Below are 13,850 nucleotides of genomic sequence, written 5' to 3' on the forward strand. Positions count from 1 at the left end.
GCTCAATCCTTCCGGCCCGGCAGGGTGTTCATGTACTTGCAGATGATGCCGAGCATGACCTCGTCGGCGCCGCCGCCGATCGAGGCGAGGCGCCCGTCGCGGTAGTAGCGTGAGACCGGGTTGTCCCAGGTGAAACCCATGCCGCCCCAGAACTGCAGGCAGTTGTCCGGGACGATGCGCGCGAGCCGCCCGGCCTTGAGCTTGGCCATGGAGGCCAGCTCCGTCACGTCCTGCCCGGCGATATACAGCTCGCACGCGCGATAGGTCAGCGCGCGCAGCGCTTCCACTTCAGTCTTCAGCTCCGCCAGCTTGAAGTGCACCCACTGGTTGTCGAGCACGCTCGCGCCAAACAGCTTGCGCTCGCGAGCGTATTCGATGGTGCTGTCGATGCACGCGGTCATCATCTGCAGGTTGCTGGCCGCCGCCCACATGCGCTCTTCCTGGAACTGCAGCATCTGGTAGGTGAAACCCCTGCCCTCCTCGCCGATCCGGTAGCGCTGCGGCACGCGTACGTCGTCGAAATGGATCAGGCCGGTGTCCGAGGCATTCATGCCGATCTTGCGGATCTTCTGGCCGACCGACACGCCCCTGGTGTCCATCGGCACGATGATCAACGACTTGTTGCGGTGGGCCGCCTCATCCGACGTATTGGCCAGCAGGCACATCCAGTCGGCCTGCAGGCTGTTGGTGATCCACATCTTGCTGCCGTTGATGACGTAGTCATCGCCGTCCTTGCGCGCATGGGTCTTGATGGCGGCCACGTCCGAACCGGCGCCTTGCTCCGACACGCCGATGCACGCCACCGCTTCCCCGCTGATGGCAGGCGCCAGAAACTGGGCACGCAGTTCGTCCGAACCAAAGCGCGCCAGCGCCGGCGTCGCCATGTCGGTCTGCACGCCGATCGCCATCGGCACGCCGGCGCAGTGGATATGGCCAAGCGTCTCGGCCATCGCCATCGCATAGGAATAATCGAGGCCCAGGCCGCCGAACTGTGTCGGCTTGGCGATGCCGAGAAAGCCCAGTTCGCCCATCTTCTTGAACAGTTCCCTGGCGGGAAAGATCTCCGCCGCCTCCCATTCGTCAACGTGCGGATTGATCTCGCTGTCGATGAAGCGCTTGAGGCTGCGCTGCAGCTCCTGGTGCTCGTGGGTGAACTGCATGTGTCTCGCTCCGGTGATCCTGGGCTGGTGAGTGCGGTCGGCGTTACGGTCGGGCGACGGCGAACTGGATGGGGTGCAACACACGGCGACGCGCCTCGTCGCAGACGGCCAGCACGCTGGCGAGCACCTTGCGTGTGTCGCGCGGATCGATCACTCCATCGTCCAGCAGGCGGCCGGAAAGCGTGAAGGCGTCCGATTGCCGCTCGAAAGTGTCGATCACCTTGGCCCGCATGGCCTCGATCGCCGGGTGGTCGACGGTCTGGGTCTTGCGCTGCATGCTGGCGGCCATGACAGTGGCCATGGTGTCTGCCGCCTGCTCCGCTCCCATCACCGCGGTCTTGGCGTTGGGCCAGCTGAAGCAGAAATCCGGGAAGAAGCCGCGCCCCGACATGCCGTAGTTGCCCGCGCCAAACGACGCGCCGCAATGCACGGTGATGCGCGGCACGGTGGCGTTGGACATCGCCTGGATCATCTTCGAGCCGTGCTTGATCATGCCACCCTGCTCCGAGACCTTGCCGACGATGTAGCCGGTGGTGTTCTGCAGGTAGAGCAGCGGCAGATCCGACTGGCAGCAGGCCTGGATGAAGTGAACCACCTTGTTGGCGCCGGCCGGATCCAGCGGACCGTTGTTGGTGATGATGCCCAGCCGCATGCCGCAGATGGCGGCGTGACCGGTGATGGTGGCGGGTCCGTAGTCCGGCTTGAACTCGAGGAAGTCCGAACCATCGACGATGCGCGCGATCACCTCGCGCATGTCCAGCGGCTTGCGATGGTCGGTCAGCGCAATGCCGAGCAGTTCTTCAACATCAAGGCGTGGCGGCGCATAGGCGCGCTGGGACGCCGGCATATCCCGGTTCCAGTCCAGCGCCGCCAGCAGTTCGCGCGTGATGCGCAGCGCGTCGGCATCATCCTCGGCCAGGTACTCGGCCTGGCCAGAGACGGTGGCATGCATCTCGGCGCCGCCCAGCTCCTCTTCGGTGGCGACCTCGCCGGTGGCGGCCTTGAGCAGCGGTGGCCCCGCGAGGAAAGCGCGCGCACGGTCGCGCACCATCACCACGTAATCCGACAGTCCGGGCATATAGGCGCCGCCCGCCGTGCTGGAGCCATGCACCACGCTGATCACCGGAATGCCCGCGGCCGACAAACGCGCGAGCCAGTAGAAGCCGCTGCCACCGTGAATGAAGGTCTCCACGCGATAAGCAAGCAGGTTGGCGCCCGCCGATTCGACCAGATGGATGAACGGCAGCTTCTGCGCGAGCGCGATGCACTGCGCCCGCTGGAATTTCTCGATGCCCATCGGCTGCACGGCGCCGGCATCGATGCCCGCGTCGTCCACCACGATCATCGCGCGCACGCCGCTCACCCAGCCGATGCCGGCGATCAGGCCGCCGCCGGGAACCGAGCGCGCGGGGTCAGCCTGATCCAGGCAGAATCCCGCCAGCGTGGACAGCTCCAGGAACGGCGCGCCCGCGTCGAGCAGGTGGCCGAGCCGATCGCTCGGCAGCAGCTGGCCGCGCTTTTCGAAGCGTTCACGGGATGCCTCGGACTTGTCGCGCGCGCGTGCCTCCAGCGCACGCAACTGTGCGACCAGCCCGCTCAGCGCGGCGTGGTTTTGCCGGTAGCTGTCGCTTTGCGGTACGACACGCGATTCAAGCGTTGGCACCAATGGTCTCCTGGTTATGTGACATCACCACGTGATCGAGCAGGCGGCGGAATGGCAAGGGACTGGCAGTCATGGTCATCCCTCAGCTCATGGGTGATCGGCCGGTACGCGCACCGGCATCGCCAGCAACACCTGCGCCATGCCTTTGCCCAGCGCGTCGTTGCGCAGCGACGCCATGCCGCCGCCACCCAACGCCTGCTCACACACGAAGTTCATGGCATGGATGCCCGGCAGCTCGTAGCGCGTGACGCGCCCCTTGACCACATGCGCGAGATGGGAGGCGACGGCTTCTTCGGTCAATTGCGCCCGCAGCAGTGGCAGGTCTTCCGCCCGACGCGCAATCACGCCGACATTGGAGGTGTCGCCCTTGTCGCCGCTGCGTGCGTAGGCCAGCTCGATCAGTGGAACCGTGCGAGTGGCGCCTGTGGGAAGCGCAGACGGAAGGTGCGCATCGGGGACGGATTCCAGCTCGAGCGGGGCGCCGCCGATGGCCACGCTCACATCAGTGGCCTCGCCGCCCAGCAGTGTCACCCTGGGCTGCACCCGCCCCTTGTCGAGCAGTAAGGCGAATTGCTTGATCGAGGGCGCCACATGGGGTCGCCCGCCTGCGCCGGTTGTACCGGGGGCCCAGGACGTGGCTGCCGGGGCAATCTCGCGCGCAAACAGTTCGAGCGCCTGCTTGTTCGAATGAGATACCGCGAGCCACATCACCGATTCGAAGCGCGGCGCGGCCGGCTGGTGCGGACCAAACAGAAACGCCGAACCCAGCGTCTCGATATGCGTGGCGCTGTAATCCGGCAGGCCCAGCTTGCGGAAGAGTCCGCGCGTACGCTCGAGGATCGCCTCCGCCGTGCGGAGCGCCTTGCGATCCGCGTCGAAGCCGACCACGGTGAGCTGTCCGGAGGCGCGATAGCCATCGGCATAGGTGGCGCTGACCTTGTAGTCGGGCGTGGGCGCGCGACCGCGTGCACCACGCACCTCCACGCGATGCTCGCCGTCCTGCACCATGGTCACCTGCGTGAAGTCGCAGACCACGTCGGGCAGCACATAGCTCGCCGGATCGCCGATCTCATACAGCAATTGCTCGCCCACGGTGGCCGGCGTCACCAGACCGCCCGTGCCCGCCGGTTTGGTCACGGTGAAGCTGCCGTCAGCGCGGCACTCGGCAACCGGATAACCGCTGTGCGCCCAATCGGGCACGTCTTCCCAGTCGGTATGCAGGCCGCCCGCGCCCTGGCAGCCGCATTCGAGGATGTGCCCGGCGAGGCTGCCGGCAGCCAGAATGTCGTAGTCGTCCGCGGCCCAGCCGAAGCTGTGCATCAATGCGCCCAGCGTGACGGCGCTGTCGACGCAGCGCCCGGTAATCACCACCTGCGCGCCTGCGTCGAGCGCGGCCTTGATCGGCAAGGCGCCGAGATAGGCATTGGCGCTCACCACCTTGTCCGGCAACGGCTGACCGCTCTGAAGCTCACGCACGCCTTCGTCGCGCAGCGCGGGCAACAGCGGCAACACGTCGTCACCTTCCACCACGGCGATGCGCACCTGCACCCCCAGTTCATCAGCGAGGGTTTGCAACGCTGCCGCGCAACCGCGCGGATTGACGCCGCCTGCATTGGCGATGATGCGGATGTTCTTCGCCATCGCCTCCTTGAGCACCGCGCGCATCGCCACGCTCACGAAGTCGGTGGCGTAGCCCAGTGCGGGATCCTTCACACGCGCGGAAGCCAGCAGCGACATGGTCAGCTCGGCCAGGTAGTCGAACACGAGGAAGTCGATGCGACCCGAAGCGACCAGTTGCATCGGCCCAGTGACACTGTCACCCCAGAAACCGCTCGCGCCACCGATGGAAACGATGTCTTTCCGCATGTCAGCGACCCGTCCACTTCGGCGCGCGCTTTTCGCGAAAAGCCGCCTGCCCTTCCTGCGCGTCTTCGGTCAGTGCAAACAGGCCGATCTGGCTCTCGGCGAAGGCGATGGCCTGCTCGAAACCCAGGTTTTCAACCTGCTTGAGTGTGTACAGCCCGCGCCGGATCGCCGACGGCGATTTGTCGAGCAAGCGCGCGAGCAAGGCCTCGACGGCTTCATCAAGTCCCTCCGGTTCCGCCAATGCGTTGACCAGCCCGGCTGCGAGCGCACGCTCGGCATCCATCGGCTCGCCGGTCAGGCAAAGTTCGTTGAGCACGCGGCGCGGCAACTGATGCTGCAGCACGGCCAGCACCTGTGCCGGAAACAGCCCGACCCTCACCTCGGGAAGTCCGAACGTCGCGTTGCGGCTGGCCACCGCCAAATCGCACATCGCAAGCAGGCCCATGCCGCCGGCCATGCAGGCGCCGTTGACGCGGGCGATCAGCGGCAACGTGCACCGGCGCGCCTCGCGGAACAGGTCAGCCAGGCCCTGGTAAGGCTGCGAGTAGTCGAAACGGAAGGACTGCCCTGTCTGCAGATCGGCTCCGGCGCAGAACGCGCGCGTGCCGGCGCCAGTCAACACCACTGCGCGCACGGTCGGGTCCCCTCCGGCGTCAGCGAGCGCGCGACCCAGGGCATCCAGAACCGCACCATTGATGGCATTGCGGCGATCTTCGCGCTGGATGGTCAGCCACAATGCCTGGCCGCGCCGCTCGATGAGGAGTTCCGGGTCCGTGCTCACGCGATGCTCACCTTGGTCGAGGAGTTCGTCTGGGCCGTCTGCCGGACAATGCTAAATCATTTGCTTGAATAAATGACAGCGGTCACCGCTGGGGCGCCACCCCATCGCCTCTGCGCGCCCATCCTTTGCCAAGCCACTGTTCCAGCGCCGGTTTCTTCCGCGCGCGGCAAGGCGAACCCATCGCGGGTCGCCAGGCGGCTCAACCACAAGCGATCGGTATCCACCCCGTAGCCGAGGAAACGCCACAAACATGTGTCGGGAGCTTGCCGCCACTGCGGCAGGTTCAACACGAGACAGGCCGAAACCATCCAGCCCATCCGCTCACTGGCTCTTCGGCTTCCAGTCAATCGCCGTCAGATAAACGCTGAGCGGCTCCACGTCGGCGTCCTCGAGCGGCGCGCCATAGACGGTACGCATTTTGTTGATCTCGGCCTTCCACTGCTCCTGCGATAGCGGCGGCTGTCGCAGCACCATGCCGGCCGAGTGGCAGATCAGGCACTTGCCGGCGAGCTCGGCGTTGGGCCCAGGCGGGAACGCATCGGTGCTGGGCGGCAGATCCACGGTTACCGAATGAATGTGGATCGTCACCGGGCTGCGCTCCTGCGCCCAGCAGGCGCTGACCGCAAACGCGCTGATCGTGGTGGCGACGCAGGCCATGAGTCGGAGGTTCATCGCGGCATCCTCAGGCGACGGTGAGTCGGGTCTGCTCGACGACATTGCGCATGAAGCCGCCCCCGTTCCAGTTCGCCACCTCGGGCTGCTCGACGCCTTTGGTGTTGATGGTCTTGACCATGAGCACCGTTTCTCCCCGCGACACCGGCGTGAAAACGGCATTCCAGCGGCGGAATGCATACTTTCCGTGGTCCGCTTCCAGCGCGGCTTCTTTCCAGTGCTTGCCGCCATCGCTGGACCACATCACACGGGAAACGCCGGCATCACCTCCGAAGGCGATGCCGCGCAGCTGCACGGCGAGCCCCACCAACACCCGGTCGTCATCGCGAAGATTGGTGATGAACGAGCGCGGCGCCATGTGGTTGATGGGCACGCTCTTGAATCCCGTCTGCCCGGGCACGACGTTCGCGTACGGCATGTCCGGGATGAGGTAAGCCTTGGCCATCCAGTAATTGTCGTCGGCCTTGTCCAGCACCTCGATGTCATCGAGCATCTTGACCCAGTACGTCGAGTACCAGCCGGGCACGACCAGCCGCAGCGGAAAACCGTTCAACAGCGGGAGCTGCTCGCCGTTCATGCCATAGGCGAGCATCACCTCGCCATCGCGGGCGTGATCGATGTCGATGGACTTGAGGTATTCCGGGGTGGCCTTGATGACGCCGCTGTCCATGCCGTGGAAACGCACGCGCGCAGCGTTGGCATTCACCCCTGCCCGGTCCAGCACATCCTTCAGGCGCACGCCGGTCCAGCGTGCGCAACCCATGGCGCCGTTGGCCCATTGGCCGCCCGGCACGCGCGGAGTGAAGAAGCCACGCGAATTGCCGGAACACTGGTTGACGGCGGCCAACTCAACCTGATCGAACTCGGTCATCAGCTGCCGCAGGCTCAGCGACAAGGGCTTGCCGACCTGGCCGCGCACCTGCAGCCGAAACGCGTCGGCGTCGATCTGCGTCGGCACGTCGGTCAGGTGCCAACGCACGAAGAATCGGTCGTTCGGCGTAAACACGCCCTGGTCAAACACCTCGAAGGGCGTTTCCAGCATCGGCGGTCGCGTACGCAGGAGGATCATCTCGCCCTTCTGCGGAAAGTCGCTAGTGAGTTCCCGCTCGCCATTCGCGAACGGCAACTGGATACCCTTGCCCGATGCCGCCCACGCGGCTCGCCCACCCAGCATCCCCATGGCGCCGAACAGGCCGGCGGCCTTCAGGAAGTGGCGCCGCGAGAGTGCATCGACGTCCGATTCGCTGCCCATGACACGCCCCCACGCCCCGATGGTTGGCTACAGGATAGCCACAAAAAATTCCAAAAAGGTCGCACCCCCTCAAACGGGCAATTCAGTGGTCTTTTTCACCGTGCGCAAGGCCAGGGTCGACTGCACGCGCACCACGCCCGGCAACTGGGTGAGGATCTCGGTATGGATGCGCTCGAAATCCGCCGAGTCCGCGTAGACCACGCGCACCATGTAATCGGCCGTGCCGGCCAGCAGGCAGCACTCGGTGACCTCCGGATGGTGCTGGATGGCGGCCTCAAAGGTGTCCAGCGCCGCGCGGCCCTGCTGGTCCAGCGTGACCAGGACAAAGGCGGTACCCGGCAAGCCGGCCGCCTTCTCGTCCACCAGCATCACGTAGCGGGAAATGAGCCCGCGATCCTCCAGCAGCTTCACACGGCGCAGACAGGCCGAGGGGGACAAGTTGATGCGATTGGCGAGCTCCAGATTGGTCAATCGACCGTCCTGCTGGAGCAGCCGGAGTATGGCGCGGTCGCGGTCATCGAGTGCCTGTTCCTGGATTGACATAAAATTCCACGAATTCCCAATAATCGATTCAATGATTCGATAACTTACCGCAAGCAGGGGCCAAATCGGCACTCAATTGCGCGAAGACTCGATCATACTGCTGCGCCACCGCCCTTCGGGCGGGCACCCAACTTCCCTATCTCCAAAGAGAGAGCAAGCCATGCGCATCGGTGTGCCGAAAGAAATCAAGAATCACGAGTACCGCGTGGGCCTCGTCCCGTCGTCCGTGCAGGAACTGGTGCACCACGGCCACCAGGTGCTGGTGCAGGCCGGTGCGGGCGTCGGCGCTGGCATCAACGATGCGGACTACGTCGCCGCCGGTGGCACGATCGTGGAAGGCGCCGACCAGATCTTTGCCGAAGCGGACATGATCGTGAAGGTGAAGGAGCCGCTGGCCGTCGAGCGCAAGAAGCTCCGCCCGGGCCAGATCCTCTTCACCTACCTGCACCTCGCCCCTGACGCGGAGCAGACCAACGACCTGATCGCCTCCGGCGCGATCTGCATTGCGTACGAAACGGTGACCTCGCCGAACGGGTCGCTGCCGCTGCTGACCCCGATGTCCGAGGTCGCCGGCCGCCTTGCTCCGCAGGTGGGCGCGCACTCGCTCGAGAAGGCCCAGGGTGGCCGCGGCGTGCTGCTGGGCGGCGTCCCGGGCGTGCCGGCTGCGGAAGTGGTGATCCTGGGTGGCGGCGTGTCCGGCACCCACGCAGCCACCATCGCCGTGGGCATGGGCGCCAAGGTGACCGTGGTCGACCGCTCGGCCGAAGCGCTCAAGCGCCTCGCCACGCAGTTCGGCACCTCGATCTCCACCGTATTCTCCACCCGCTCGGCCATCGAAGAGCTGGTGCGTCGCGCTGACCTGCTGATCGGCACGGTGCTGGTGCCGGGCGCCGCTGCTCCCAAGCTGGTGACCCACGACATGGTGCGCACCATGAAGACCGGTTCGGTGATCGTGGACGTCGCCATCGACCAGGGCGGTTGCGTCGAGACCTCGCACGCCACCACCCACTCCGACCCGACCTACGTGGTGGACGGCGTGGTGCACTACTGCGTGGCCAACATGCCGGGCGCCGTGGCTCGCACCTCGACCTTCGCGCTCAACAGCGTGACCCTGCCGTTCACCCTGGCCCTGGCCAATAGCGGCTGGAAGAAGGCCCTGGCGCAGGACATCCACCTGCGCAACGGCCTGAACGTGTGCGAAGGCAAGGTGACCTGCGAGCCGGTGGCCGAGGCCCACGGCCTGCCGTACGTGAAGGCGGAAACGGCGATCGGCCTGTAAGCCATCAGCCGCCGCCATCCCCACCCCATGAGGCGCGGGATGGCGCGCCGAGAAACAAGACGGGCGTCCCTCGAGGCGCCCGTTTTTTTTGCGTCATCCAGCAGCGCGTCCGCCGCCTTCCAGACGCCCGGCGACACCGCCAACCCGTCGGGAAGGGTTACCCGGTGAGCTGCATGCCTTCCGCGCCGGCGCGAAATGCGCGAGCGCAGCGGCGTGCTTCCCCGAGCCCCAGGTCCAGAAGCCGTTGGCGTCGGGATTGGAATACGAAGGCATGACGCCGTCGTGGTGCAGGTCACCACGCGCTGCGGGCCAGTTGCCCAACAGCGTCGTGACGGCCTTGAGCAAGACCCGTTGCGCCACCTCGTCAGGCACCCCGGAAAGATGGCTCGCCTGCACGGGCTTCAGATACGCCTGCCATCGTTCGCGATTGCGCTTCCATGCCTCGCGATCATCAACGGAGGCGGGCATGCCACCCTTGGGGTCATCCGTCAGCATCTGCTCGACGAAGATCGTCGCGCTCTCGCCGGGCCGCAGGGACAACGCCGAACCCACCCCGATGCGATAGCGCCGCTCATTCACGGAGGCCCACGTGATCGCCTCGCCATCGCCACGCAACCGGGTGATCAGTCGCGAGGGCGAACCGGCAAAATGCTGCACGACATCGGCGCCCCACACCTCCAGCCGACTGCCAGCCAGAGGCTTGGTGGCCCCCTCGATGGAAAGCCTTATCGCGCGAGCCGCGGAAGCGGCAAGCTCGATCTTGACGACGGCCGTCCTCGAATCGGCATAGAACAGCGTCTGGCGAACATCGAGGCCTGGGGCCACGGCGTGGCGCTCCAGGTATCCCGGGCCCGAATGGTCGTCAACGGGAGTCAGCACCATGGCCTGTCCGTTGTCCGCATCCTCAAGCCGCATCTGCGCAAATTGCGTTCCGGCCCATACGCCGCCCTGCAGGCTATGGACGAAAGGGCCGGAGAACCCCGTCGCCCCGTCACCCGACGCCGGCAGGCTGTAGCCATGCCAGGCGCCCGCATCGAAGAAGATGTTGAAGCTGCGGTCCTTGATGCCCCTGGGTGTGCCGTGAAAATCCAGCACATCGAGATGGTTCGCATCCTCCATGGCCGGATCCGTCGGCACGGCATGGGTTGCTTTGGCAGGAACCAGCGCCAGGACCAGCAAGGCAAACATTCGGTACCAAAAGGGTGGATAGGCCACCGGAGCTCCTGGACGTCACGTGGATGGCTGCATGGCCAGGCCGGTTGCCCCGCCACTCCTTGCCCGCCCAAGGACGGCGGCGTCCCGGAGACTAGCCAACGACTTGGCGCTCGCCAATGGCGGCGGGGGCCGGAAGGTTGTTTTGGGCGACCGGCATCACCATTTTGCAGGCGTCTGCCGTCTCCACCCGCGAATGACCCGGAGGTGAGGCCTCGTTCGCCCCTCGATGCGAATGAACCCGTCGCATGCCATTCGCGATCCATCGCCGGTCCGCCGTCTGACGGTGGAGCGAGATCGCCAACGCATGGAGACCCCGGATAAACTTGGCGAACGCCAACTTGCAGAAGCTTGGGGGCGGTCTGCCGAGAGCTCGCGGGAAACGCTTTGTGATCAGGCGTTTGCGCTGGGATGCGGATTTTAACTCAATGACAACGTCTATCGTTGCTGGTGTCGCTTGAATACATCCGTCGTGAATACAGGGCAGGAGCCCATGCCACGAAAAGGGATTTACCGCATCCTCGTGTGCCGGCCGAATCATCGGCTGGGCAACACGATCTTGCTTACCCCCCTCATCGCTGAGCTGGAGCGCCTCTACAAGGGCGTCGAGATCGACATCCTTTCCGAGGGCGATATCGCCGAAGAAGTGTTCTCGACCTTCTTCAGCGTGAAGAACATCTACTGCCTGCCCAAGCGCGGCTTCAAGCGTCCCGTTTCATTCCTGGCCACGCTGTTTCGCGTGCGCAAGGTCCAGTACGACCTGATCGTCGACCCCTGCCTGGGCTCGGGCTTCGCCCGTGCAGTCACCGGCTTCCTGAAGGGGCGCTTCAAGCTGGGCTTCAGCGACAAGCCGGCCGACTCGAAGTTGACGCACCCGGTGCCCACCGAGGCGGCCCGGCAGCATATGGCCCAGCGTCCGATCAACCTGCTGCGCTGGGCGCGCCAGCACTATGCCGGTGTGGTCGACGACGCCACCGATTATCCGTCGCTGGACATCCGCCTGACCGACACCGAACTGGCGCAAGGGCGCGCGGTGATCGAGCAGTTGTCGCCGGCGTCGCAGCGCACGACGACGTCGCCGGTGGTGGGCATTTTCGGCAACGCCACGGGCGCCAAGCGTTATCCCGCCGAATGGTGGAACGAGTTCATCACCACCTTCAAGGAGATGTGCCCAGCCTCGAGCCTCATCGAGTTGATTCCCATGCATGGGCGTTCCATGCTCGGCGACCAATGGCCGGGCTACTACTCCACCGATATCCGTCGCATGGGCGCCGTGATGGCGGGCATGGACCTGTTCATCACCGCCGATTGCGGCGTGATGCACCTCGCCGTGGCCTCGCGGGTTCCGACAGTGGGCATGTTCAGCGTGACCGATGCCTCGGTGTACGAACCTTATGGATGTGGCAGCCGCGCCTTGCTGACCAAGGGCCTGTCCGCGCGAGAGACCGCGATGCAGATCGTGCGCGACTACGCGACCGTGCTGGGCCAGGCTGGCCCCGTCGACGCCAAGCCAGCGACCGCCACTACGCCGCGAGCCGAAGGCATCAACGCGCCGGGCGAACTGGGCCAGCTGGGGCTGACGCACTGATGCCGGGTGTTGCACGTGTTTGAGGCGGGCCGATTGACCCCGTCGGCCGCGGGTGCCGATGGGCGGCGTGAAAAGATCGAGCGTTGGTTGCTGATGCTGGGCAGCCTGCTGCTGCTCGCCGCAGGCATCGGCATGCGCACGCCCACGCCTTCGGATGAACCGCGCTTTGCGTTGGTCGCGCATCAGATGGCCGCGTCCGGCAACTGGCTGATCCCGCATCGGGGCACGGACTGGTACTCGGACAAGCCGCCGACCTTCATGTCCATGCAGGCTGCGTCCCATGCGTTGACGGGCAACTGGGAGATCGCCTTCCTGCTGCCCTCGCTGCTGTGCTCACTCGGCACCCTGTGGCTGGTCTACGACCTTGGCCGCCGACTGTGGGGACACCGCGCGGGCATGTGGGGAGCGCTGGGCCTGTTGTGCACGGTGCAATTCGTGTTCCAGGCCAAACGTGGCCAGATCGACCCCACCGTCACCTTCTTCGTCACGCTGGCCAATGCCGGCCTGCTCCGGCACTTCCTGCTCGGACCGGATCGCCGCGCCTTCTGGGTGGGCTGCTTCGCGGCCGGCCTGGGTGTGATCACCAAGGGCGTCGGCGTGCTGGCGTTCCTTATGGTCGTACCGTGGCTGTTCGCGCGGCATCGCGCATGGCAGGGCCTGTCGCCGTCCACTGGCGGAGTGGCGACTTGGCTGGGTGGCGTCGTGGCGTTCATCGCCGCACTCGCGCTGTGGCTGGTCCCGCTGCTGCTCTACGTGCACGCGCACGACAGCGCCGAGGCGCGCGCCTACATCAGCGACATCTTCGTGAACCAGACGGTGCACCGATATGTGCATCCGTGGAACAGCTTCCAGCCGCCGTGGTTCTACATCGAGGTCATCTTCACCTCGTGGCTGCCGCTGAGCCTGGCGCTGCCGGGCCTGCTGCCTGCCTGGCGCCAACGACTGCGCGAGCGCGATGCGCGCTTCCTGCTGCCGCTGGCGTGGTCGGTGCTGCTGATCGTGTTCTTCAGCATCACGCGGGCCAAGCGTGACGTCTACATCATGCCGGCGCTGCCGCTGCTCGCGCTGTGCGCCGGCCCGTTCCTGCGCGACATCCTGCAGCGCCGCTGGGCGCAGTGGACGGCGCTGGTGTTCCTGCTGGCGCTGGCCTTGCCCACGCTGGCCCTCGGCCTGCAAGCGTTGTGGCATCCGTCGGCGTGGACCATGCGTTTTGCGCAAGCTCGCCAACTCGGTGACCAGACGAACGCGCTGTGGATCATGTTCATCGTGCTGGGCGCCTGGATCCTGGTTTGCGTGGCGGCATTCCGCCTGCGCCGGGCCGGCCTGGCCGTGCTGACGAGCCTGGCCGGTGTGTGGCTGCTGTGGGGCCTGTGGGCCGCGCCGCTGCTGGCCAGAGCCAGCTCGCAAGCGCCTTTGGTGCAACGCGTCGAACAGACCATCGGGCCGCACGCGGAACTGGCCCTGGTGGCGTGGAAGGAAGAGTTGCCGCTGGCCTTCGAACGCCCCACCATCGACTTCGGCTTCGTGACGCCGTGGCACCAGCAATTGGCGGATTCAATTCGCTGGCAAGAGCAGGCGCCGGCCGACCGCTGGGTGCTGATCCTGGCCGACGTCATGGCGCCATGCATCAACCAGGACGCCACGATCGACATGGGCATCACCAGCGGGCGCGATTGGCGGCTCTATCGGCTGGATGCCGTGGCGCCGGCCTGCCGCGGCGGCGTGGTGCCGGTGGGCGCCGTCGAGGACTGGGGCGGCGTCGACAAGCATCGTTGAGCCTCGCCGGTCGGCACGAGCGCCCGTTCGTGCGTTCAAGGCCGACTGAGTCTTTTAC

11 protein-coding genes are annotated in these 13,850 nt (G+C 65.8%); 3 read left to right on the top strand and 8 right to left on the bottom strand.

The genetic code is table 11. The features are described 5' to 3' along the window. Positions 1–2: 2 nt before the first annotated feature. From DVT68_RS00710 to DVT68_RS00740, 7 genes are all read right to left on the bottom strand, one after another. A complete protein-coding gene (locus DVT68_RS00710) occupies positions 3–1,160 on the bottom strand; it encodes an acyl-CoA dehydrogenase family protein (protein WP_114823161.1) in 1,158 nt (385 codons plus the stop codon). Positions 1,161–1,203: 43 nt separating this feature from the next. Beyond that, positions 1,204–2,823: an acyl-CoA carboxylase subunit beta gene (locus tag DVT68_RS00715; RefSeq protein ID WP_114823162.1), complete on the bottom strand. Its 1,620-nt coding sequence runs from the start codon at positions 2,821–2,823 to the stop codon at positions 1,204–1,206. An 87-nt stretch (positions 2,824–2,910) separates the two neighbouring features. Next, a complete protein-coding gene (locus DVT68_RS00720) occupies positions 2,911–4,689 on the bottom strand; it encodes an acyclic terpene utilization AtuA family protein (RefSeq protein WP_114823163.1) in 1,779 nt (592 codons plus the stop codon). A 1-nt stretch (position 4,690) separates the two neighbouring features. Then, positions 4,691–5,470, bottom strand: a complete 780-nt coding sequence (locus tag DVT68_RS00725) for an enoyl-CoA hydratase/isomerase family protein (RefSeq protein ID WP_114823164.1) — start codon at positions 5,468–5,470, stop codon at positions 4,691–4,693. Positions 5,471–5,791: 321 nt separating this feature from the next. Continuing rightward, positions 5,792–6,142: a hypothetical protein gene (locus tag DVT68_RS00730; RefSeq protein WP_199535937.1), complete on the bottom strand. Its 351-nt coding sequence runs from the start codon at positions 6,140–6,142 to the stop codon at positions 5,792–5,794. Between the two features lie 10 nt (positions 6,143–6,152). Then, complete coding sequence (locus tag DVT68_RS00735; protein ID WP_114823165.1) at positions 6,153–7,394, bottom strand: molybdopterin-dependent oxidoreductase; 1,242 nt, start codon at positions 7,392–7,394, stop codon at positions 6,153–6,155. Between the two features lie 69 nt (positions 7,395–7,463). Further along, a complete protein-coding gene (locus DVT68_RS00740; protein ID WP_114823166.1) occupies positions 7,464–7,937 on the bottom strand; it encodes an Lrp/AsnC family transcriptional regulator in 474 nt (157 codons plus the stop codon). 160 nt (positions 7,938–8,097) lie between these two features. On the opposite strand from DVT68_RS00740, the gene ald reads away from it, so the two are divergent. Beyond that, entirely contained in the window at positions 8,098–9,216 is a 1,119-nt protein-coding gene (gene ald, locus DVT68_RS00745; protein WP_114823167.1) for an alanine dehydrogenase, read from the top strand. 93 nt (positions 9,217–9,309) lie between these two features. Here ald and DVT68_RS00750 read toward each other — a convergent pair whose 3' ends face one another. Next, the gene (locus DVT68_RS00750; protein WP_147281650.1) at positions 9,310–10,395 is read right to left on the bottom strand and encodes a trehalase domain-containing protein; all 1,086 of its coding nucleotides are present in this window, start codon (positions 10,393–10,395) and stop codon (positions 9,310–9,312) included. Between the two features lie 592 nt (positions 10,396–10,987). Between DVT68_RS00750 and DVT68_RS00755 the strand changes: the two genes are divergently transcribed. After that, positions 10,988–12,016 carry a glycosyltransferase family 9 protein gene (locus DVT68_RS00755; protein ID WP_158543432.1) on the top strand — a complete coding sequence of 343 codons (1,029 nt, stop codon included), beginning with the start codon at positions 10,988–10,990 and terminating at the stop codon, positions 12,014–12,016. Positions 12,017–12,022: 6 nt separating this feature from the next. After that, positions 12,023–13,792 carry an ArnT family glycosyltransferase gene (locus DVT68_RS00760; protein WP_233523306.1) on the top strand — a complete coding sequence of 590 codons (1,770 nt, stop codon included), beginning with the start codon at positions 12,023–12,025 and terminating at the stop codon, positions 13,790–13,792. The last annotated feature ends 58 nt before the right edge of the window (positions 13,793–13,850 follow it).

It is taken from the genome of Dyella solisilvae (assembly GCF_003351225.1).
Lineage (GTDB): Bacteria > Pseudomonadota > Gammaproteobacteria > Xanthomonadales > Rhodanobacteraceae > Dyella > Dyella solisilvae.

Excerpts from the sequence above, each read along its gene's own strand:
- DVT68_RS00710 (WP_114823161.1), bottom strand. The coding sequence starts at position 1,160 with ATGCAGTTCACCCACGAGCACCAGGAGCTGCAGCGCAGCCTCAAGCGC.
- DVT68_RS00720 (WP_114823163.1), bottom strand. The coding sequence starts at position 4,689 with ATGCGGAAAGACATCGTTTCCATCGGTGGCGCGAGCGGTTTCTGGGGT.
- DVT68_RS00730 (WP_199535937.1), bottom strand. The coding sequence starts at position 6,142 with ATGAACCTCCGACTCATGGCCTGCGTCGCCACCACGATCAGCGCGTTT.
- DVT68_RS00735 (WP_114823165.1), bottom strand. The coding sequence starts at position 7,394 with ATGGGCAGCGAATCGGACGTCGATGCACTCTCGCGGCGCCACTTCCTG.
- DVT68_RS00740 (WP_114823166.1), bottom strand. The coding sequence starts at position 7,937 with ATGTCAATCCAGGAACAGGCACTCGATGACCGCGACCGCGCCATACTC.
- ald (WP_114823167.1), top strand. The coding sequence starts at position 8,098 with ATGCGCATCGGTGTGCCGAAAGAAATCAAGAATCACGAGTACCGCGTG.